Raw genomic sequence first — 21,412 nt, forward strand, 5'->3', positions numbered from 1 at the left:
TGGTGGGACGCTTGCATTGCTTGGACAGGTCGTGACCCATTCAACACAAGACGTCCACACAATTCACCTGCGCACACTGTCAAAGATCGTTCGCTTGGTACCGGTTTTCCCGGTACCGCCCCAAGACGTTTCGTCCTAGGTGAGCCGCCCATTCTACATCGCTTTTCCTTACCGTCAACACCCTTGAAACAAAATCTTTCGAGGTGATTTGTGTTGCGGAAGGCCTTCGCGGAGGGCGTCTCGTCGAAGGGGCGTGAATCATAGCGCCGTGCCGTACATCTGTGAAGGGGCCGGTGAACTTTTTTTCTGAATCGTCGTTCGGCAGCGCTGCGGTGCACCGCTAGACTTCCTGCTCTGCCTGCGCGAGCGAAGCGATGAAAACATGGTTTTTAGCGGTACTTGTCCTGCTTGCCGGTTGCGCCAATGCGGCGTCTCCCACGTACACGCCCGTCACGGTGGTGTTGCACGGACAACGTTTTTCGGTGGAGCTGGCCACCGACAACGCGCAGCGGCAACGGGGACTGATGATGCGGCAGTCGCTTCCGGCCGATCACGGCATGCTGTTCGTGTTCCCGCGTACGGAGCCGCAGGCGTTCTGGATGAAGAACACGCTCATCCCGCTGGACATGCTCTATTTCGATGCCGCGCGACAGCTGGTGTCGATGCAGTTGAGCGTGCCGCCGTGCCGGGCGGATCCCTGCCCGGTTTACCCCAGCGAGGGCCCGGCGCGCTACGTGCTTGAGCTTTCGGGTGGAACGGCGCGGCGGACCGGAGTGCAGCCTGGTGATGAACTGAAGATCGAGGGCGAGATCGGCCCCGTGCGTTGATCTGAAGGGCGTGAGTCCAGCAGCCCAACGCGGTAGGGGATCAGATCCTCCGGCCGCAGTGTTTCCAGCATGTCCCATTCATCTTCGAACGGTATGAACTGTTGCATGGGGATGCTCCCGGCAAAGTCGTACGCGGCGCGTACTTGAGGAACATCAGAGCAGGCGGCCCGGCGGTTTTGCTGTCCGGATCGGGCCGATTGCTGGCAGAACGCGGACCTCAGTCCAGCTCGATCATCTCGAAGTCATCCTTGGTGGTGCCGCAGTCGGGACAGGTCCAGGTATCCGGCACGTCTTCCCAACGCGTTCCGGGTGCGATTCCCTCTTCCGGCACGCCTTCCGCTTCGTCGTAGATATAGCCGCAAACAACGCACATCCATTTGCGCAAGGCCGTGGCCTGGTTGGAACTGGCACTCATGATAGGAATTCTTCGATCGTGACTGGATTCGCCATTCTCGCAACTCGCCCCACGATGCGAAAGCGCGCCGCGCGCGATTGCATCCATGGGATCGCCCATATTGCGTGTCAAAACGTCACGCCGATGGCACGGCGGCTGGCGATGGATCGCTGCACAACGGAGAATGGTCGGCCTGATGGCCGCTCCGGCGGCATGTAGCGCCCCCTGCGCATCGCCCCTCTCCCACTTTTTCGGAATTCCACATGACCACCAACCAAGAGCTGTTCCAGCGTGCCCAACGGCTGATGCCCGGCGGCGTGAATTCGCCGGTGCGCGCGTTCAAGTCGGTGGGCGGCGAGCCGTTTTTCACCGCAAAGGCTGACGGCGCCTATCTGTGGGATGTCGAGGGACGGCGCTACATTGATTACGTCGGCTCCTGGGGCCCGATGATCGTGGGCCATAACCACCCGGCCGTGCGCGAAGCGGTGGAACGCGCGGTAAAGGATGGCCTGTCGTTCGGCACGCCCTGCGCCGCCGAAGTGACGATGGCCGAGACGATCACCCGGTTGATTCCCTCGATCAACATGGTGCGCATGGTCAACTCCGGCACCGAGGCCACGATGTCGGCGATCCGGCTGGCGCGCGGTGCCACCGGTCGCAGCAAGATCGTGAAGTTCGAAGGCTGCTATCACGGCCACGGCGACAGTTTTCTGGTGAAGGCCGGCTCGGGCGCGCTCACCTTCGGCGTACCCACCTCGCCCGGCGTACCCAGCGCGAATGCCGATCTCACGCTGACCTTGCCGTTCAACGATATCGATGCGGCACGGGTATTGTTCGCCGAGCACGGCGCCGACGTCGCCGCGCTGATCATCGAGCCGGTCGCCGGCAACATGAATTGCATCCCGCCGAAAGACGGCTACCTCGCCGCGCTGCGCGAACTGTGCACGAACCACGGCGCAGTGCTGATCTTCGACGAGGTGATGACAGGGTTCCGCGTGGCGCTGGGCGGCGCGCAGGCGCACTACGGCGTCACGCCCGATCTCACCACGTTCGGCAAGATCATCGGTGGCGGCATGCCGGTGGGTGCGTACGGTGGCCGGCGCGACCTGATGGAACAGATCGCCCCCAGCGGCCCGATCTACCAGGCGGGCACCTTGAGCGGCAACCCGGTGGCGATGGCCGCCGGCCTGGCGATGCTGGAGCTGATCCAGGCACCGGGTTTCCACGAACAACTCGCCGCACGTACCCGGTTACTTACCGACGGCTTCCAATCCGTGGCTGATGGCGAAGGCGTGCCGTTCAGCACGAATCGTGTCGGCGGCATGTTCGGCTTGTTCTTCAGCGCGGCCAAGGTCGAAAGCTACGCGCAGGCGACGGCGGCGGACAGCGGCCTGTTCAACCGTTTCTTCCACGGCATGCTGGAGCGCGGCGTGTATCTGGCGCCTTCGGCGTTCGAAGCCGGCTTCATGTCCAGCGCGCACAGCGACCAGGACATCGCCGATACGCTGGATGCCGCGCGCGGCGCGCTACGCCAGGCGCGCGGCTGACGAAGACGCGCACCGCACGGGCGTCACCAGACGCCCGTGTTCGGCATCGACGCCCATGGTTCGCGCGGCTCCAGATGCCCGTCCTGCAGCAACTCGATCGAGATGAGGTCGGGCGAACGCACGAAGGCCATGTGGCCGTCGCGGGGTGGCCGGCTGATGGTGTAACCCATCGACTGCAGGCGTTCGCAGGTGGCGTAGATGTCGTCGATGCGAAATGCCAGATGGCCGAAATTGCGCGCTGAGCCGTAATCCTCGTCGGCGTCCCAGTTGTAGGTCAGCTCCACTTCCGCGTCCGGGCTTTCGGCCGCCGACAGGAATACCAGCGTGTAGCGCCCAGCGGGCACTTCCATGCGGCGCACTTCGCGCAGGCCCAGCCCTTCGCAATAGAAGCGCAGGGAGGCGTCGAGGTCGCGTACGCGAACCATGCTGTGCAGATATTTCATCGCAGCTCCGTAGGGTGATGAAAAAACCATGATGCAACGCGGCCGGTGAGCGGCCGGTGCAGGTGTCGATCAATGATCGAGTCGCGCCTTGAGCGTGCGCGCGATGGCGGCGCGCTGATCGGCGCCGCTCCGCGGCGGGACGCCATCGGGATACACGCGCAGCAGGCCGTCGTCGACCCGGCGCGGGTGCACGTGCAGGTGGAAATGGAAGACCTCCTGCCCGCCTGCTTCGCCGTTCGACTGCCACAGGTTCAGGCCCGGCGGATCGTACGCGGCACGCAGCGCGCGGGCCACCCGCACGGTCGCCTGCATCACCGCCGCGGCCTCATCGTCGGCCAGTGTGTAGATATCGGGCACATGCCGGCGTGGTATCACCAGCACGTGGCCCGGTACCGCCTGGCGCCAATCCATGAAGGCCAGCACCTTGCCGTCATCCAGGATCACGTTGGCCGGCGCCACGCCACTGACGATCGCGCAGAACGGGCAGGCGTCATCCATCAGGCGGACGTCAGCTCCTGCACGGCCAGGCGCAGGCGCGACAGCCCTTCGACCACGTCGGCGCCGCCGATGTTCAGCGGCGGCACCAGCCGCAGCACATCCGGCCCGGCCTGCAGCAGCAGCACACCATGTTTCGCCGCGCATTCCAGGATTTCCCCTGCGCGGCCCTTGTAGGCGTCAGCCAGGACTGCACCCAGCATCAGTCCGCGGCCACGGATGCTGGCGAACAGGCCGCTTTCCTCACCGATGGCGGCCAGGCCTGCCCGCAGCGCCGCACCCTGCTTCTCTACATTCTCCAGCAGCACCGGCGACGCCAGTTTGCGCAGCGCCACGCGCGCCACCGCGGCCGCCATGGGATTGCCGCCGAAGGTGGTGCCGTGTGCACCGTATTGCATGACCTCGGCCACCTTGGGCCCGGCCAGCATCGCGCCGATCGGGAAGCCGCAACCCAGCGCCTTGGCCAGGGTGACGATGTCGGGTGTCACGCCGTCCTGCGGATGGGCAAACAAGGTGCCGGTGCGACCCATGCCGCACTGGATTTCATCCAGCACCAGCAAGGCGTCGTGCGCATCGCACAATTCGCGCACCCGCTTCAAAAAGCCCGGCGCGGCAGGCATGACACCGCCCTCGCCCTGCACCGGCTCGACCATCACCGCGGCGATGTCATTGGCGGCGAACGCCGCCTCCAGTGCCGACGCGTCGTTGAAATCAAGGTAGCGGAAACCCTCCGGCAACGGCTCGTAACCCTGCTGGTATTTCGGCTGCGCAGTGGCGGTGACAGCGCCCAGCGTGCGGCCATGGAAGGAGCCGCGGAAGGTAACGATCACCCGCCGCTCCGGTGGCCTGCCTTGCGCGGCCGCCCACTTGCGCACCAGCTTGATCGCAGCCTCGTTCGCTTCCGTGCCGGAGTTGCACAGATATACGCGTTCGGCGAAATCCGCAGCCGCCACCAGTTCCTCCGCCAAACGCAACGGCGGCTCGGTATAGAACACGTTGCTGGTGTGCCACAGCTTGTGCGCCTGCGCGGTCAGCGCGGCCAGCAGGTCCGGGTCCTGGTGTCCCAGCGAATTCACCGCGATACCGGCGCCGAAATCCACGTAATCGTTGCCATCGGTATCCCACAGACGCGAACCCCTGCCGTAGTCGAGCACCATGGCGCGCGGTCGATACAGCGGCAACCAGTAATGGGCGAGGTTGATCAGGGATGCCGTGTTGGGACTGGGCGATTGCATGAGTGGCTCCAGACTTCGCCATCGGCGAAGCCTCGTGGAATCGGAAGGGGATGGTGTCAGTCCACCCGCAAGCGGGTGGCTTCCCGTCAATTATCCACGTACGGCGCCGGAACCTGAAGCGGTGGCCCCCAGGGCACCCCTAGCGCCCCGCACACCCGCTCGCGACCCGCGGATCAGCGCATGTCCTCCAGTTGCAGCTGGTGCTTCTTGCACAACCGATAGACGGTGACCCGGGAGATGCTCAGCCGGCGCGCGCATTCGCTGATGTTGAACTGGCTTTCGCGCAGGCAGGTGACGATGGCGTCGCGCTCGGCCGCCACGCGTGCCAGGCCAAGACTGCGATGGATCATGCCGACGTTGGTGCGCAAATCCAGGTCCGCCGGACCGATCAGCGCATCCTCCGCCACGACGGCGGCACGCTGCACCCGGTTCAGCAGTTCGCGCACGTTGCCGGGCCAGGAGTAGCCGCGCATCGCACGTCGCGCGGCACTGCTGAAGCCACGCGCATAGCTGCAGTGCTGCTCGCGGAAGTGATCCAGAAAATGCTGCGCCAGCAGTTCGACATCGCCACCACGTTCGCGCAGCGGCGGCATGTGCAGGCGCAGGACGTTGAGGCGGTAGTACAGATCCTCGCGGAAGCTGCCTTGCGCCACCGCCTTTTCCAGGTCGACATGGGTGGCGGCCAGCACGCGCACGTCGATACTGATCGGCTGGCTGCTGCCCACGCGCTCCAGCGAGCCTTCCTGCAGGAAACGCAGCAGGTTGGTTTGCGCTTCCAGCGGGAGATCGCCCACCTCGTCCAGGAACACGGTGCCGCCGGCGGCGCTCTCGATGTGCCCGATGCGCCGCGTGTTGGCGCCGGTGAACGCGCCGCGCTCATGGCCGAACAACTCCGACTGCACCAGGTTGGGTGCCAGCGCGCCGCAGTTGATCGGCACGAACGGCCCCGCCCGTCGAGCCGACATGCGATGCAGCGCAGCGGCGGCCACTTCCTTGCCCGTGCCCGTCTCGCCGGTGATCAATACGGGCAGTTCAACGGGCGCAAACTTGTGCACGCTGGCCACCGTGGCGACCATCGCAGGGCTGCGGCCAACCATCTCCGCCAAGTGATCGCCGCCGGTGACGTCCTGCCGCGACGCGTCCCCCGCCCGCCGCAACGCATCCAGCAACTGCGGCATGTCGATCGGCGCCATGAGGATCTCGCGACCGCTTTCCAGCACGTGTTTCACCGACGGCTCCTGCGCGGGGGTTTCCGGTGCGCGCAACACGATCCAGGGGATGCCGCTGTGCTCGGCCATCAGTCGATCCATCGATGCCAGTGCCGGCGCGTCGCAGTGGCGCATGTCGGCCAGCGCGACCACACCGTCACCCTGGTGTGCCCCCGTATCCACGCCAACCGCGGTGCCGACCCGGCGAATCTGCCAGCCGGCCCGGATCAGGATGTCGCGCTCATGTTCGGCGGGGTGGCCGAACCACACCACACAACCCCGGCTGCCATTGACCATTTGCCTCTCCCGCCCAGGCCCTGGCGTGCACCAGAAACCTCGGTTCAGGCAACCCGGCCCCCTTCCGCAGCTGCTCCATGTCCCTGTCGCATCCGTGATGTGCCCTGCACGCCATCCGGCCATTCAGAACGCACCACACCGAGCGCTAATGATGCGCCGTCGTGGCGTGAAGAATCAGTGTGCTTTCAGCCAGTTGGGCATTGGCCTTACGGCCTGCCCCAATCGGCCTACGCGGCCTAGGATTTCTGGAACCGGGGCAGCACGTCGCGCAGCTCGGCGAGCCGCTGCAAGGGGTCGGTCAGCTCCAGCATGTGCTGTTGCTCCTCCACGTCCAGCGGCAGCAGCTCGGCAAGGCGAAACCCGACCCAGCCGGCGTCGTCGTACATCGAACGCGGCGCGTGGCGGGACTGCGGCGCCATCGTTTCCACCAGTCGCTCGGCGATGCTCTGCAGCAGCGCGAATTCCACCGGGACCTCCTGCGGCGGTTCGGGCGGCCACATCGCCACGCTGCCACGCAGCAGGCCGTCTGAGCGCGCGCGGGTGCGGTCGACGCGGAAACGCGCACCACCCTCGACCACGATCGTCAGCAAGCCGTCGCCGCCGGTATGGAAATCGGTGATGCGGGCGATCGTGCCCACCGCGGCGGGGATCGCCGGCGCGCCCGTCTCGCGCCCCTGCAGGATCAGGCAGATGCCGAAACCGCTGTCCTGCCGCGCGCATTCGCGCACCATGTCCAGGTAGCGCGGCTCGAAAATGCGCAAGGCCACTTGCCCACCGGGAAACAGCACGGTGCGCAGCGGAAACAAGGGCACATCGGGGAGAGGAACGGGGCCGGCCATGTGTTCGAGTTAGTCACAAGCCGTCGCGTGAACGCAAGCCACGGCGCACGCCGAGACGCGGACGGAAGTTACTGCTTCGCCATCCGCTCGACAAAGCGGTGCGGCGCGTTGTCGAAGCCGCCGTTGGACATGAACACCACCTGGTCGCCGGGCCGCGCCAGTGCCTGCAGATCGGCGAGCAACGCGTTGACGCTGGGCGCGGTGGTGCCGCGCCCCTTCAGCGCGTCGGTGACCTCGGCCGCATTCCACGGCAGGTCGGGGCGCTGCAGGAAAACCACCGCGTCGGCATCGGCCAGCGACGGCGCCAGCGCGGCGGCGTGCGCGCCCTGGCGCATGGAATTGGAGCGCGGCTCCAACGCCACCAGGATGCGCCCTGCCCCAACCTTTGCGCGCAACCCCGCCAGCGTGGTGGCGATGGCCGTGGGGTGGTGGGCGAAATCGTCATAGACGTGCACGCCACCGGCTTCACCGACCAGTTCCATCCGCCGTTTCACGCTGTGGAAATCGGCAAACGCCGGCAACAATGCGCGTGGATCGGCGCCCGCCGCGGCGGCGGCGGCCAGCGCGGCCAGCGCGTTCATCACGCTGTGGTTGCCCAGCAGAGGCCAGCGGACTTCACCGATCAGTTCGCCGTTTCGATGCACAGCAAATGCCGAGCCATCCGCCTCGATCAGGCTGGCCTGCCAGTCGCCGCAGCCGATGCCGAAGGTTTCCACCGGGGTCCAGCAGCCCATCGCCAGCACTTCGGCCAGGCGCTCGTCGGAAGCGTTGACGATCAGCCGACCGTTGCCGGGCACCGTGCGCACCAGGTGGTGGAACTGGCGCTGGATCGCGGCCACGTCGGGGAAGATGTCCGCGTGGTCGAATTCCAGGTTGTTGAGGATCGCGATGCGCGGCCGGTAATGCACGAACTTGCTGCGCTTGTCGAAAAACGCGGTGTCGTATTCGTCCGCTTCAATGACAAATGGCGCCGTCGAAGACGGCTCCACCCCAACGTCCCCCGCCCGCGGGGGAAGGAGGCGCGCAGCGCCGGAAGGGGGACTCTGGGCGCCACAAGGCTGCTTTCCACCCAACCTCGCCGAGACCCCGAAATTCCCCGGCACGCCGCCCACCAGAAACCCGGGCGCCATCCCCGCGCTTTCCAGCAGATGCGCCAGCAGGCTCGTGGTGGTGGTCTTGCCATGCGTGCCGGCCACCGCCAGCACGTCGCGCCCGGCCAGCACCGTCTCGCCCAGCCATTGCGGGCCGGAAACGTAGCGCAGGCGCTGGTCGAGCATGTATTCCACCGCCGGGTTGCCGCGGCTCATCGCGTTGCCGACCACCACCAGATCAGGCGCCGACTGCAGATGTTTCGCGTCGTACCCGCGCATCAACTCGATGCCGAGGGCTTCGAGCTGGTCGCTCATCGGCGGGTAGACGTTGGCGTCGGAACCCTCGACCGTGAGGCCGAGCTCGCGCGCCAAGGCGGCGACACCGCCCATGAAGGTGCCGCAGATACCGAGAATATGCAGACGCATGCCGGGCTTCCTGAAAACCCTTCCCGGCGGGAAGGGAAAAACTCAGCCGTTGGCTACTGCCGGGTCGCGTTGCAGTGCCTGCTTGATGCGCGCGGTGACTTCGTCCAACTCACCCACGCCATCGACCACCTGCAGCTTGCCGCGGCGGGCGTAGAAATCGGCGACCGGCGCGGTCTGCTCGGCAAAGATGCCCAGCCGGCGACGCACGGTGTCGGGGTTGTCGTCGGCGCGGCCCTCGGCGGCGAAACGGATTTCGCAGCGACGAATGATGGCTTCGTTGGGCACTTCCAGCTTGATCACCGCGTCCAGCGGCTGGCCGATCTTGGCCAGCAGCTGATCCAGCGCATCGGCCTGGGCCAGATTGCGCGGGTAACCATCCAGGATGAAACCGGACTTCGCATCGGCCTGGGACAGGCGGTCTTCCAGCATGCCCAGCAGGATGTCGTCGGAAACCAGCTGGCCGGCGTCCATCACCGCCTTGGCCTTCAGCCCCATCGGCGTGCCGGCGGCCACGGCCGCGCGCAGCATGTCACCGGTCGAGATATGCGGCACGGCAAGATCCGTCTTCAACCGGGCGGCTTGTGTACCTTTGCCCGAGCCGGGCGCACCAAGTAGGACGAGTCGCATAATGCTCCACAAGTTCGACGGGCCGCTGCACACTGCCGCCGCCCGAACGTATCCCGAAAACCAACCGTCAAATTAACGTCTGCACCCGTTTCCGTCAAACCGTGCATGCTGCCGCGTTACGCCGCCGGGCGCTGGCGGCCCGCGCCGGTTGCCGCGTTGAAGTTGCCCGGCGACACTTCGCTTTTGCCGTTTTCCGAGGATAGCCATGAGCCCCGCCCGTCGTTCCTCCGCCACCACCGGAAACCTGTTGTATGCCCAGTCCGGCGGCGTCACCGCCGTCATCAACGCCACTGCCGCCGGCGTCATCGAGGCGGCGCGGGCCAAAGGCGTCAAGGTCTACGCCGCGCGCAACGGCATTCTGGGTGCGCTGCGCGAGGACCTGATCGACACCACAAAGGAGACCGCCAGTGCGATTGCCGCCCTGCGCCATACGCCGGGGGGCGCGTTCGGTTCGTGCCGCTACAAGCTGAAATCGCTGGAGGACAACCGCGCCGAATACGAGCGGCTGATCGAGGTGTTCCGCGCCCACGACATCCGCTGGTTTCTCTACAACGGCGGCAACGACTCGGCCGATACCGCGCTGAAGCTGTCGCAGATCGGCAAGACCTTGGGCTACGACATCCGCTGCATCGGCGTGCCCAAGACGGTGGACAACGATCTGGTGGTGACCGACTGCTGCCCCGGCTTCGGTTCGGTGGCCAAATACACCGCCATCTCCACCCTGGAAGCCAGCCTGGACGTGGCCTCGATGGCGGAAACCTCGACCAAGGTGTTCATCCTGGAAGTGATGGGCCGCCACGCCGGCTGGATCGCGGCGGCCGCCGGGCTGGCCGGCGAAGACGCAGACGCGGCGCCGCACGTCATCCTGTTTCCCGAGAACGCGTTCGACGAGGCGGCGTTCCTGGCGCGGGTGAAGGCCACGGTGGAACGCGTGGGCTGGTGCACCGTGGTGGCGTCCGAGGGCGTGCGCAACGCGGCCGGCCAGTTCCTGGCCGAAGCGGGCACGCGCGACGCGTTCGGCCACGCGCAGTTGGGTGGCGTGGCACCGGTACTGGCGGCGCTGGTGAAGGAGAAGCTGGGTTACAAGTATCACTGGGCGGTACCGGATTACCTGCAGCGCTCGGCCCGTCATGCGGCCTCGAAGGTGGACGCCGACCAGGCTTTCGCCGTGGGCCGCGCCGCGGTCGACTACGCACTGGCCGGCATGAACGCGGTGATGCCGGTGATCGTGCGCAGCGCCGACGCGCCGTACCGCTGGAAGATCGAACCGGCACCGCTGGCCAAGATCGCCAACCGCGAAAAGAAAATGCCGAAAAGCTTCATCACCCGCGACGGCTTCGGCATCACCGCCGCTGCGCGCCGTTATCTGTCGCCGTTGATCCGCGGCGAGGCGCCGTTGCCCTATGGCAAGAACGGCCTGCCCAACTACGTGCGGCTGAAAAACACGGCAGTGACCACCCGGCTGCCTGCATTCAAGCCCTGAGGCCGGTGACCGACCGCTTGCTGAGTGCCGGCTGAAAAGCCAAACCTCCGCACGCGCGGGGTTCAGCTAAGCGTTTCTACGATTCACCCATCCGCTGCGACAGCCATCGTGCGTCGAGCGCTTACCGAGGGAGAACGCCATGAAACTTGTCAGTCGTTTGCTTATTGCCGTGGCCTTGCTGGCTACCGGCAACCTGGCGCTGGCCCAACACGGCCCTCGTGACCATGACCGGCGCGGTCAGCATCATGAGCGCAACGACCATCGCTACGACGGGCGACGCGGCGGCCACGATCGCCATGATGTCCGCCGCCACGACGACCGCCGCTACAACCGCACCCGCGTGGTCATCCACGAGGATCACCGCCGCTATGGCTACGACCGTCCGCACTACCGCCATCGCTGGCAGCGTGGCCATCGCTATGGCGGGCCGATCTACGTGGTGCGCGATTACCGCCACTACCGCCTGCGTCCGCCGCCGCGTGGCTATCACTGGGTGAGGGCCGACAACAGCGACTACCTGCTGGTCGCCATCGCCACCGGCATCATTCTGGACGTGGCGTTGCACTGATCACACGCAGTTGCAATAACCGGGGCCGTGCATTCGTGCACGGCCTCGTTGTTTCCGGCCATCCGAAAGACGCTGCGCCGCACAACGCTCCGCGCGCCAACCTCTGCCTATACTCGATGCGACCGCCCGTCCGGACGGCCACTGACAACTCAAGGGGAGGCTCCGATGCTGCAGCAGTATGGCTGGTGGATCGTTCTGGGGTGTGCCGTAGTGGCGGTGTTGTACGGCGCGTTGTCGGCACGCTGGATCCTGGCGAAATCGCCAGGCAATGAACGAATGCAGGAAATCGCCGCGGCGATCCAGGAAGGCGCCCGCGCCTACCTCAACCGCCAATACACCACCATCGCGATGGTCGGCGTGGTGCTGCTTCTGCTGATCGGTTTTTTCCTCAGCTGGCCGACGGCGATCGGCTTTCTGCTGGGCGCCGCGCTGTCCGGCGCGGCCGGCTACATCGGCATGAACGTTTCGGTACAGGCCAATGTGCGCACCGCCGAGGCGGCACGCGGCGGCCTGGGCAAGGCGATGGACGTGGCGTTCCGCGGCGGCGCCATCACCGGCATGCTGGTGGTGGGGTTGGCGTTGTTGGGCGTGGCCGGTTACTGGCTGATCCTCAACCGCATGGGCATCACCGGCGAGCCGGCGCTGCATGCGCTGGTGGGCTTCGCCTTCGGCAGCTCGCTGATCTCCATCTTCGCGCGGCTGGGTGGCGGCATCTTCACCAAGGGTGCGGACGTGGGCGCGGACCTGGTCGGCAAGGTCGAGGCCGGCATTCCCGAGGATGACCCGCGCAACCCCGCGGTAATCGCCGACAACGTGGGCGACAACGTGGGCGACTGCGCCGGCATGGCCGCCGACCTGTTCGAAACCTACGCGGTCACTGTCATTGCCACCATGCTGCTGGGCAGCCTGATGGTGAGCGAAGTTGGCGCCAACGCGGTGCTGTATCCGCTGCTGCTGGGCGCGGTGTCGATCATCGCCTCGATCATCGGCACGCTGTTCGTGAAGGTGAAACCGGGCGGCTCGATCATGGGCGCGCTGTACAAGGGCGTGGTGGTGTCGGCGGTGCTGGCGGCGGTGGCGTTCTATCCCATCACCACGCGCCTGATGCCCGATTTCAGCCACGGCGCGATGAACCTGTGGGGTTGCACGCTGATCGGCCTGGCGCTGACCGGCGCGATCGTGTGGATCACCGAGTACTACACCGGCACGCAGTACAAGCCGGTGCAGCACATCGCGGCCGCCTCCACCACCGGCCACGGCACCAACATCATCGCGGGCCTGGGCGTGTCGATGAAATCCACCGCGTGGCCGGTGATCGCGGTATGCGCCGCGATCTGGGGCGCCTACGCGCTGGGCGGTCTGTACGGCATCGCCATCGCGGCGACGGCCATGCTGTCGATGGCCGGCATGATCGTGGCGCTGGACGCCTACGGCCCGATCACCGACAACGCCGGCGGCATCGCCGAGATGGCCGACCTGCCGCCGGAAGTGCGCGGCGTCACCGACCCGCTGGACGCCGTGGGCAACACCACCAAGGCGGTGACCAAGGGCTACGCGATCGGCTCGGCGGCACTGGCGGCGCTGGTGCTGTTCGCCGATTACACCCACAACCTCAGCCAGCACTTCAATGGCGCCATCGTGAGTTTCGACCTGTCGAACCATTACGTGATCATCGGCCTGCTGATCGGCGGCCTGATCCCGTACCTGTTCGGCGCGATGGCGATGGAAGCCGTCGGCCGCGCGGCCGGTGCGGTGGTGGTGGAAGTGCGCCGTCAGTTCCGTGATATCCCGGGCATCATGGCCGGCACCGCCAAGCCGGAATATTCGCGCGCGGTGGACATGCTGACCCGTTCGGCCATCCGCGAAATGATCCTGCCGTCGCTGCTGCCGGTGCTGGTGCCGGTGCTGGTGATCTTCGGCTTCAAATGGCTTGGCGGCCCCGAAGCCGGCGCGCAGGCGCTGGGCGGCGTGCTGATCGGCACCATCGTCACCGGCCTGTTCGTGGCCATCTCGATGACCACCGGCGGCGGTGCCTGGGACAACGCCAAGAAGTACATCGAGGACGGCAACCACGGCGGCAAAGGCTCGGAAGCGCACAAGGCCGCCGTCACCGGCGACACCGTGGGCGACCCGTACAAGGACACCGCGGGCCCCGCAGTGAACCCCTTGATCAAAATCATCAACATCGTGGCACTGCTTCTGATTCCCTTGCTGTAATCGAAGCGACACCCGCACGGCACCATCTCCTCTCTCCCGCAAGCGGGAGAGAGGGGTTGGGGAGAGGGAGCTCAAGCGCAGACCAACTCACCTACCTCGCGCTCCTGGCCGACACCACGCCGAATCTCCAAACGAACCCCGCCCACGCGGGGTTCGCCTTTTCTGCCCCATGCCCCACCCTCCGCACTGACTTTAGTCACGCGTGCCCACCGTTACGCAATGGCACACTGGCGACAGATCACTTATCGCAGGACCTCCCATGACAATGAATCGATCGGTCTGGCTGATGCTGGCGCTGGGCGTCACACTGACGGGCATGAACGACGCCCATGCCCGCGACAAGACCACCGCCCAACCCGCCACTACGGCAGCCACCGACGATCCCTTCCTGTGGCTGGAAGACATCCACGGCGCCCGCCCGCTGGCCTGGGTGGAAAAGGAGAATGCGAAGACGGCAGCGCGGTTCGCCGCTGGCGCGGGTTTCGAGAAAACCCGCGACGGCATCCTCGAAGTGCTCGACTCCGACGCGCGCATCCCCGACGTCAACCGGCGCGGCGATTACCTGTACAACTTCTGGCGCGACAAGGCGCATCCGCGCGGCGTATGGCGCCGCACCACGCTGGCCGAATACCGCAAGGCGAACCCCGACTGGGAAGTGCTGCTGGACGTGGACGCGCTGAACAAGGCCGAAGACAAGCGCTGGGTGTTCAAGGGCACGCAATGCCTGAAGCCGGATTTCAACCGCTGCCTGATCTCGCTGTCGCCCGATGGCGGTGACGCGGTGGCCGTGCGCGAATTCGACATCCCCAGCAAATCGTTCGTGAAAGGCGGCTTCGACCTGCCGGTGGCGAAGACCGAAGCCGGCTGGATCGACGACGACACGCTTTACGTCGGCACGGATTTCGGCCCCGGCACGATGACCGAGTCGAGCTATCCGCGCATCGTCAAGGAGTGGAAACGCGGCACGCCGCTGTCATCGGCCACCATCGTGTACGAGGGCAAATCCAAGGACCTGGCCGTCGGCGCCTACCACGACCGCACGCCGGGCTTCGAGCGCGATTTCGTCTCCGTGGCGAAGGACTTCTTCCACAGCGAGCTGTACCAGCGCATCGACGGCAAGCTAGTACGCGTGGACGTACCCACCGACGCCAGCGCCGATGCGCATCGCGAATGGCTGCTGGTGCAGACGCGTTCGCCATGGACGGTCGGCGGCACCACCTACCCGTCCGGTGCGCTGCTGGCGGCGAATTTCGATGCGTTCATGGCTGGCAAACCGCACTTCACGGTGCTGTTCAAGCCCGATGCGCACACCTCGCTGGCCTCGTACGACTGGACCCGGCACCACCTGATCCTGGACATCCTGGACGACGTGAAGAGCCGGCTCGAGGTGCTGACGCCGCAGGCGGGCGACTGGAAGCGTGAAAGCCTGCCCGGCGCGCCGGGCATGAGCACGATCAGCGTGGTCAGTACCGACCCCGACCACAGCGACGAATACTGGCTCGACGTCACCGGTTTCCTGGCGCCCACCGCGCTGCAACGCGGTGTGCTGGGCAGCGAGCCGGCCACCACGATCAAGGCGGACCCGGCGTTCTTCGACGCCTCGGCCTTTACCGTGAGCCAGAATTTCGTGAGCTCGAAGGACGGCACCCGCGTGCCGTATTTTGAGATCGCCCCGAAAAACATCAAGCTCGACGGCAGCAACCGCACGCTGCTGTATGGCTACGGCGGTTTCGAAGTCTCGCTGCAGCCGCACTACAGCGGCAGCATCGGCCGTGCCTGGCTGGAACGCGGCGGCGTCTACGTGATCGCCAACATCCGCGGCGGCGGCGAATATGGTCCGCAGTGGCACCAGGCCGCCTTGAAAGCCAACCGCCCGCGTGCCTACGAGGATTTCGCGGCGGTGGCCGAAGACCTGATCAAGCGCGGCGTCACCTCGCCCGACCATCTCGGCGCCGAGGGCGGCAGCAACGGCGGCCTGCTGATGGGCAACATGCTCACCATGTATCCGCAACTGTTCGGCGCCATCGCCTGCGAGGTGCCGCTGCTGGACATGAAGCGCTACATCCACCTTTCCGCCGGCGCCTCGTGGATGGCCGAGTACGGCAACCCCGACAGCGCCGACTGGAACTTCATCAAGACGTTCTCGCCGTACCAGAACGTGAAAAAGGGCGTGGATTACCCGCCGGTGCTGTTCTACACGGCCACCAGCGACGATCGCGTGGGCCCGGTGCAGGCGCGCAAGATGGCCGCGCGCATGCAGGCGCAAGGTCATCCGGATGTGTGGTTCTACGAGAACCTCGAAGGCGGCCACGGCGCCGGTGCCGACAACCGGCAATCCGCGCACATGCACGCCATGGCGTACGACTTCCTGTGGGATCAGTTGAAGTAGCGGAAAGCCAGCGCCGGGGTATCGCAACCTGCCGGCGGTTCGGCAGGTAAGCTTTGCGCTTCCTCGATCAGCCCGACTGCCCCCACATGTACCCACGCGTCACCATCAGTCCTGAACTGCGCGAATGGATTCTCGCAACCACACGGGCCGGCCATGGCGTCGATGACGTCCTGCGCCTGATGAAGGAAAACGGCTACGACCCACGGCAGAGCCGCAGCATCGTGGCCGAGGTGATGAAACTGCCGCTGGCCGCCCTGCACGCCAGCACCGGCAAACCGGGCGGTTTGCGCACGAGGCACCCGGAGGCACCGGAAGTCGTCATCGACGGGCGCACCATCGGCATTCCGGTCAGCACCGACGCGCCGGCCTTGCGTGTGCTCGACGGCCTGCTGTCGGAACGGGAATGCGCCGACCTGATCGAACTGGCACGGCCGCGCCTGCAGCGCGCGCTGACCGTGGACAGCGAGGGCAAACAGCAGGTCGATCACCGCCGCACCAGCGAGGGCATGTTCTTTCGCGCGGGCGAGACGCCGCTGGTCGCCACCATCGAGCAGCGCCTGGCGCAGCTGCTTGGCGTACCGGCCAGCCACGGCGAGGGCCTGCAGATCCTGCATTACGGTCCCGGGCAGGAGTACGAGCCGCATTACGACTGGTTCGACCCGGCCCTGCCCGGGTACGACAAACTCACCGCCCGCGCGGGGCAGCGCATCGCCAGCGTGGTGATGTACCTCAACACGCCCGAACGCGGCGGCGGCACGGCGTTCCCCGAAATCGGGCTCACCGTGGCGGCGCGACGCGGGTCGGCGGTCTATTTCGCCTACGAGGGCGGCGATCAGAGCTCACTGCACGCCGGCTTGCCGGTGCTCCAGGGCGAGAAATGGATCGCCACCCACTGGCTCCGCGAACGGCCCTTCGGGCAGGGTTCCAAGCGCTGATCCGTCGCCCGCCACGACCCGCGCGGCAGCCCCGGCCGCTGCGATGCAGCAAGGTTTGGCGTATCCTAGGCGGCTGACTTTCCCCCTCTCTTGCCTAGGACACCCCATGGGTCTGCATCTCGTCCCCGCCGGTCGCAACGTGCCGGAAGAAATCAACGTCATCATCGAAATCCCCAAGGACGCGGAGCCGGTGAAGTACGAGGTGGACAAGGAAAGCGGCGCGATCTTCGTCGACCGCATCCTGTCCACGCCGATGCGCTACCCGTGCAACTACGGTTATGTGCCCGGTACCCTGGGCGGCGACGGCGACCCGCTGGACGCGCTGGTGATCCTGCCCCTGCCGCTGACCGTGGGCTCGGTGATCCGCTGCCACCCGGTCGGCATGCTGAAGATGACCGACGAGGCCGGCGAAGACGAGAAACTGGTGGTGATCCCCTCGCCCAAGGTGTTCCCCGGCTACGCACACATCAACGACATGAAAGGCGTCTCGCCGCACTGGCTGGAGCGCATCGGCCACTTCTTCGAGCACTACAAGGACCTGGAGAAGGGCAAGTGGGTCAAGGTCGCCGGCTGGGTCGGCGCCGAAGAAGCCAAAACCGAAATCACCGCCGGCATCGCCCGCTACCAGGCGGAAAAGAAGGCGAAAGCCTGAGGCGAACCGGCAAACCGGACGCTGCCGTAACGGCACGCCTCAAAGCCGGTAAATGCCGTAATCTCCTCTCCCCCGCGGGGAGAGGGTTGGGAGAGGGCACACGCCGCGGGGAAGCTCCAAGAAGCTTCTTCCCGGCGCCCAAACCCACACCCGACCCACCTCAAAGCCGGCACATGCCGTAATCCCCTCTCCCCTGCGGGGAGAGGGTTGGGAGAGGGGGACACGCTGCGGGGAAGCTCCAACGCAGCTTTTCACGGCGCACGGAAGCTGCCTCATCAGCTCTCCCGCAAGCACCCGCCCCCTCTCCCCTACCCTCTCCCCGCAGGGGAGAGGGTATTACGGTGCTCCCTGGCGCTGAGGTTCGGCAGTTACGGCCTCATCCTGCCTCATCCGACCGCCTCGGCTCTTCGCTCTTCGCCCCCGCTCAACCCCGCTTGAGCAACTCCCGCAAATCGATGATCGCCGCATTCGCGCGCGACACGTAGTTCGCCATCACCAGCGAATGGTTGGCGAAGAAGCCGAACGGCGAGCCGTTCAACACCATCGGGCTGTGCAGTGGGCGCTGGGCTTCCTCCAGCTCGCGGATCACCTGCTGCAGGCTCACGTCGGCGTGCTTGCTGCGCAGGATGGGACCGAAATCATGCTGCATGGCCTTGAGCTGTTCCAGCAGCGCCCAGGTGTAGCCGCGCGCCTCGTAGAAGTTGTCGTCGATCTTTGTCCAGGGCGTTTTCACCAGCTGGCTACGGGCGGGCGCGGCCAGGGCACTGGTGCTGGCAGAGGCCGGCTGGTCGGTGCCGGCATCGCCGATGCGCATCTGGCCCACGCTGGCCGACAACCGTTGCGACAACGAGCCCAGTCGCGACGACACCAGTTGCAGGTAATCGGCCAGGTTGTCGGCGCGGGCGTAGAAATGCGCCGACGCCCCCTCGTCGTCGCCCAGGCGCGACAGATAGCCGTCCAGATGGCCAATCGCCTTGCTGTACTGGCTCTCCGAGCTGGGCAGCAGCCAGCGGTCGTTCGGGCTGTTGAGCAGCGGGTCGGCTTCGGCCAGGTCCTTGTCTTCGGTGGATTGCGCCTGCGAGCGGCTGAAGTCGTTGCGCAGTGCGCGCACCAGGTCACGCGAGGCGGTGAGCGAGCCGAACTCCCAGTTCGGCACGTTGTCCATCCACGCGCCCGGCGGCAGCTTGTCGTTGCTGAGGTAGCCGCCGCGCTTGTCCAGCAGCGTGCGCACCGATTCGATCAGGGTGGCGGTGGTGGTGGCGCCCACGCTGGCGGGTCGCTTCAGGTCCTGCAACTGGGCCTGCGCGACGGTGGGCGGATCGAACAGCGGCGGCTCGGCATCCCACCACCACATCAGCGCCAGCACCAGCAGCAACACCAGCGCGATGGCGGCGGCGATACCGCGCAACAGGCCGCGGCGCGGCGGATTCGTTGTGTCCGGAGTGGGCATCGGGATTCCTGTGGCTGGCGGGGATGCAGCAAGCTTACAACGCCGCTCAACACTCCCACGGCGGATGGTCGCCGAACCGTCCGGCCAGGAAATCGATGAAGGCACGTACCCGCGGCGGCACCAATCGGCGCTGCGGCATCACCGCGTAGATGCCGGTGGTGTGGATCGGGTAGTCCGGCAGCAACAATTGCAACTGGCCACTGCGCAATGGCTCGTGCACATGCCACAGCGAATGCATCGCGATGCCAAGCCCGGCTACCACCGCATCGCGCAACAGCGCGCCCTGGTTGCTCTCGAAACGGCCCTGTACCCGTTGCGCGATGTCGCGCCCCTCGCGGTCCGTGAAGTGCCACACATCCTGCCTGCCCTGGCTGCCGACCAGCAGCAGGCAGTCGTGCGTGGCCAGATCCGCCGGCGTGCGTGGCAACCCGTGCTTTTGCAGATACGCCGGCGACGCGCACAGCACGCGCCGGTTGCTGGCCAGCCGGCGCGCCACCAGCGCCGAGTCGCCCATGTCGCCGATGCGGATGCCCAGGTCGAAGCCGGAGCCGACCAGGTCCACGACCTGGTCATCGAGATTCACGCTCAGCTTCACCCGCGGATGCAGGCCGAGAAACTCCGGCAGCAGCGGCGAAACGTATTGGCTGCCGAACGCAGCGGACATGGTGACCCGCAGCGTGCCGCTGACCTCGGTGGCACTCTGGCGCAGTCCACCGGTGAGCGATTCCAGGTCCTCCACCAGCGCGCGACCCTGCTCGGCCAGCTGTATGCCCTCGGGCGTGGCATGCAGCTGGCGCGTGGTCCGGTGCAAAAGGCGCACGCCCAGCTCGCGCTCCAGCCGCTTCAGGCGCTGGCTGGCCACCGCCACCGAAAGATCCAGGCTGCGCGCGGCGGCGCTGATCGAACCCAGGTCGAGCACTCGCAGAAACAGGCTGAGGTCGCCGATGCGATCCATGGCTATCAATGTTTCGTTGAAAATGATTAGCCATCTTGATGGTTACGGAATAAAACGCAACTGCCTAAGCTGCCGCATCGTTTCTTCAGGACTGCCGCCATGCGCTCCCTTTCCACCCGGCCACGCACGCCGCTGGCGCTGTACGCGTTGACCGCCGGCGCGTTCGGCATCGGCACCACCGAGTTCGTGATCATGGGCCTGCTGTTGCAGGTATCCGCCGACCTGCATGTGAGCATCGCCACGGCCGGCCTGCTGATCTCCGGTTATGCGCTGGGCGTGTTCGTGGGCGCGCCGCTGCTCACGGCGGCAACCAGCCGGCTACCGCACAAGACCGCGCTGATCGCCTTGATGATCATCTTCACCATCGGCAACCTGGCCAGCGCACTGGCGCCCGGCTACGCGGTGCTGATGATCGCGCGGGTGATTACCTCGCTGGCCCACGGCACCTTCTTCGGCGTGGGCGCGGTGGTGGCGACCGGGCTGGTGGCGGAGGATCGCAAGGCGTCGGCCATCTCGATCATGTTCACCGGCTTGACCGTGGCGACCCTGCTCGGCGTGCCGGCCGGCGCGTGGCTGGGGCTGCACTTCGGCTGGCGCAGCACGTTCTGGGCGGTCAGCGCGATCGGCGTGCTGGCCACGGTCATCATCGCCACCCTGGTGCCCGCCGACCGCGGCGAGCAGGCGCCGATGAACTTCGTCGAGGAACTGAAGGGCATCGCGCATCCGCAAGTCCTGCTCGGCCTGCTGATCACCGTGCTGGGCTTCGCCGGGGTGTTTGCGATGTTCACCTACATCCAGCCCATCCTCACCCGCGTCACCGGCTTCGCCGACAGTGCGGTGTCGCCGATCCTGCTGGTGTTCGGCGGCGGCATGGTGGTGGGCAACCTGCTCGGCGGCCGGCTGGCGGACAAGCATCTGGTGATGACGCTGCTGGGCTCGCTGGTCGCGTTGGCGATCGTGCTGGGCGCGATGACATTCGCGCTGCACAGCAAGCCGGCGATGATCGCGTTCAGTGCGTTGTTCGGCATCGTGGGGTTCGCCACCGTGGCGCCGCTGCAGTTGCGCGTGCTGCAGAAAGCCACCGGCGGCCAGGTGCTGGCGTCCAGCTTCAACATCGCCGCGTTCAATCTCGGCAACGCGATCGGCGCCTGGCTGGGTGGCGTGGTGATCAGCCACGGTCCCGGCCTGGGTGCCGTGACCTGGGCCGCCGCGTTGCTGCCGTTGCTCGGACTGGCCGTGGCGCTGTACAGCGTGCGGCTGGATGCAAGGCCATCGCGGCGGATGGCCACCACGGCGTGCGTGGAAGCCGCGCCCTGACTTTCGGGAGGACATCA

The 21,412-nt window shown here is 66.3% G+C and carries 19 protein-coding genes; 9 read left to right on the plus strand and 10 right to left on the minus strand.

The window, feature by feature from the left end:
• Window positions 1-374: 374 nt before the first annotated feature.
• Window positions 375-827 (plus strand): DUF192 domain-containing protein, encoded by a 453-nt coding sequence (locus ASD68_RS12900; protein WP_056607594.1) that lies wholly within the window; start codon window positions 375-377, stop codon window positions 825-827.
• Between the two features lie 217 nt (window positions 828-1,044).
• Here the strand turns inward: ASD68_RS12900 and ASD68_RS12905 are convergent, their stop codons facing one another.
• Window positions 1,045-1,242, minus strand: coding sequence for a rubredoxin (locus ASD68_RS12905; RefSeq protein ID WP_040670504.1), 198 nt, complete (start codon window positions 1,240-1,242; stop codon window positions 1,045-1,047).
• A gap of 242 nt (window positions 1,243-1,484) precedes the next feature.
• Here ASD68_RS12905 and hemL point away from each other — a divergent pair, with 242 nt between their 5' ends.
• The gene (hemL, locus tag ASD68_RS12910) at window positions 1,485-2,768 is read left to right on the plus strand and encodes a glutamate-1-semialdehyde 2,1-aminomutase (RefSeq protein WP_056607595.1); all 1,284 of its coding nucleotides are present in this window, start codon (window positions 1,485-1,487) and stop codon (window positions 2,766-2,768) included.
• 23 nt (window positions 2,769-2,791) lie between these two features.
• Here hemL and ASD68_RS12915 read toward each other — a convergent pair whose 3' ends face one another.
• The 7 genes from ASD68_RS12915 to ASD68_RS12945 form a co-directional block, all read right to left on the minus strand.
• Window positions 2,792-3,211, minus strand: coding sequence for a VOC family protein (locus ASD68_RS12915; protein ID WP_056607596.1), 420 nt, complete (start codon window positions 3,209-3,211; stop codon window positions 2,792-2,794).
• 69 nt (window positions 3,212-3,280) lie between these two features.
• The gene (locus ASD68_RS12920; RefSeq protein WP_056607597.1) at window positions 3,281-3,709 is read right to left on the minus strand and encodes an HIT family protein; all 429 of its coding nucleotides are present in this window, start codon (window positions 3,707-3,709) and stop codon (window positions 3,281-3,283) included.
• Window positions 3,709-4,941: an acetylornithine/succinylornithine family transaminase gene (locus tag ASD68_RS12925; protein ID WP_056607598.1), complete on the minus strand. Its 1,233-nt coding sequence runs from the start codon at window positions 4,939-4,941 to the stop codon at window positions 3,709-3,711. The genes ASD68_RS12920 and ASD68_RS12925 overlap by 1 nt, the downstream gene beginning before the upstream one ends.
• A gap of 173 nt (window positions 4,942-5,114) precedes the next feature.
• Window positions 5,115-6,446 (minus strand): sigma-54 dependent transcriptional regulator, encoded by a 1,332-nt coding sequence (locus ASD68_RS12930; RefSeq protein WP_056607599.1) that lies wholly within the window; start codon window positions 6,444-6,446, stop codon window positions 5,115-5,117.
• Window positions 6,447-6,682: 236 nt separating this feature from the next.
• Window positions 6,683-7,285 (minus strand): LON peptidase substrate-binding domain-containing protein, encoded by a 603-nt coding sequence (locus tag ASD68_RS12935; RefSeq protein ID WP_056607600.1) that lies wholly within the window; start codon window positions 7,283-7,285, stop codon window positions 6,683-6,685.
• Window positions 7,286-7,353: 68 nt separating this feature from the next.
• On the minus strand, window positions 7,354-8,802 hold the full coding sequence (gene mpl, locus ASD68_RS12940) for a UDP-N-acetylmuramate:L-alanyl-gamma-D-glutamyl-meso-diaminopimelate ligase (protein ID WP_056607601.1): 1,449 nt from the start codon (window positions 8,800-8,802) through the stop codon (window positions 7,354-7,356).
• Window positions 8,803-8,844: 42 nt separating this feature from the next.
• Entirely contained in the window at window positions 8,845-9,429 is a 585-nt protein-coding gene (locus tag ASD68_RS12945) for an adenylate kinase (protein ID WP_056085110.1), read from the minus strand.
• Window positions 9,430-9,634: 205 nt separating this feature from the next.
• Here ASD68_RS12945 and ASD68_RS12950 point away from each other — a divergent pair, with 205 nt between their 5' ends.
• The 6 genes from ASD68_RS12950 to ppa all read left to right on the plus strand — a co-directional run bounded on the left by ASD68_RS12950 (window position 9,635) and on the right by ppa (window position 17,673).
• Window positions 9,635-10,912 carry a 6-phosphofructokinase gene (locus tag ASD68_RS12950; protein ID WP_056085108.1) on the plus strand — a complete coding sequence of 426 codons (1,278 nt, stop codon included), beginning with the start codon at window positions 9,635-9,637 and terminating at the stop codon, window positions 10,910-10,912.
• 139 nt (window positions 10,913-11,051) lie between these two features.
• The gene (locus tag ASD68_RS12955; protein WP_056607605.1) at window positions 11,052-11,480 is read left to right on the plus strand and encodes an RcnB family protein; all 429 of its coding nucleotides are present in this window, start codon (window positions 11,052-11,054) and stop codon (window positions 11,478-11,480) included.
• Between the two features lie 165 nt (window positions 11,481-11,645).
• Window positions 11,646-13,697, plus strand: coding sequence for a sodium-translocating pyrophosphatase (locus tag ASD68_RS12960; protein ID WP_056607607.1), 2,052 nt, complete (start codon window positions 11,646-11,648; stop codon window positions 13,695-13,697).
• 316 nt (window positions 13,698-14,013) lie between these two features.
• A complete protein-coding gene (locus ASD68_RS12965) occupies window positions 14,014-16,086 on the plus strand; it encodes a prolyl oligopeptidase family serine peptidase (RefSeq protein WP_235578756.1) in 2,073 nt (690 codons plus the stop codon).
• A gap of 86 nt (window positions 16,087-16,172) precedes the next feature.
• Window positions 16,173-17,021, plus strand: coding sequence for a 2OG-Fe(II) oxygenase (locus tag ASD68_RS12970; protein WP_056607611.1), 849 nt, complete (start codon window positions 16,173-16,175; stop codon window positions 17,019-17,021).
• A gap of 106 nt (window positions 17,022-17,127) precedes the next feature.
• On the plus strand, window positions 17,128-17,673 hold the full coding sequence (gene ppa / locus ASD68_RS12975) for an inorganic diphosphatase (RefSeq protein ID WP_056085099.1): 546 nt from the start codon (window positions 17,128-17,130) through the stop codon (window positions 17,671-17,673).
• A gap of 424 nt (window positions 17,674-18,097) precedes the next feature.
• Here the strand turns inward: ppa and ASD68_RS12980 are convergent, their stop codons facing one another.
• Window positions 18,098-19,123 carry a DUF2333 family protein gene (locus ASD68_RS12980; protein WP_056085097.1) on the minus strand — a complete coding sequence of 342 codons (1,026 nt, stop codon included), beginning with the start codon at window positions 19,121-19,123 and terminating at the stop codon, window positions 18,098-18,100.
• A 46-nt stretch (window positions 19,124-19,169) separates the two neighbouring features.
• Complete coding sequence (locus ASD68_RS12985) at window positions 19,170-20,078, minus strand: LysR family transcriptional regulator (RefSeq protein ID WP_056607615.1); 909 nt, start codon at window positions 20,076-20,078, stop codon at window positions 19,170-19,172.
• A 99-nt stretch (window positions 20,079-20,177) separates the two neighbouring features.
• Between ASD68_RS12985 and ASD68_RS12990 the strand changes: the two genes are divergently transcribed.
• A complete protein-coding gene (locus ASD68_RS12990; protein ID WP_056607617.1) occupies window positions 20,178-21,395 on the plus strand; it encodes an MFS transporter in 1,218 nt (405 codons plus the stop codon).
• The last annotated feature ends 17 nt before the right edge of the window (window positions 21,396-21,412 follow it).

Source organism: Rhodanobacter sp. Root627 (assembly GCF_001427835.1).
GTDB classification, from domain to species: Bacteria; Pseudomonadota; Gammaproteobacteria; order Xanthomonadales; family Rhodanobacteraceae; genus Rhodanobacter; species Rhodanobacter ginsenosidimutans.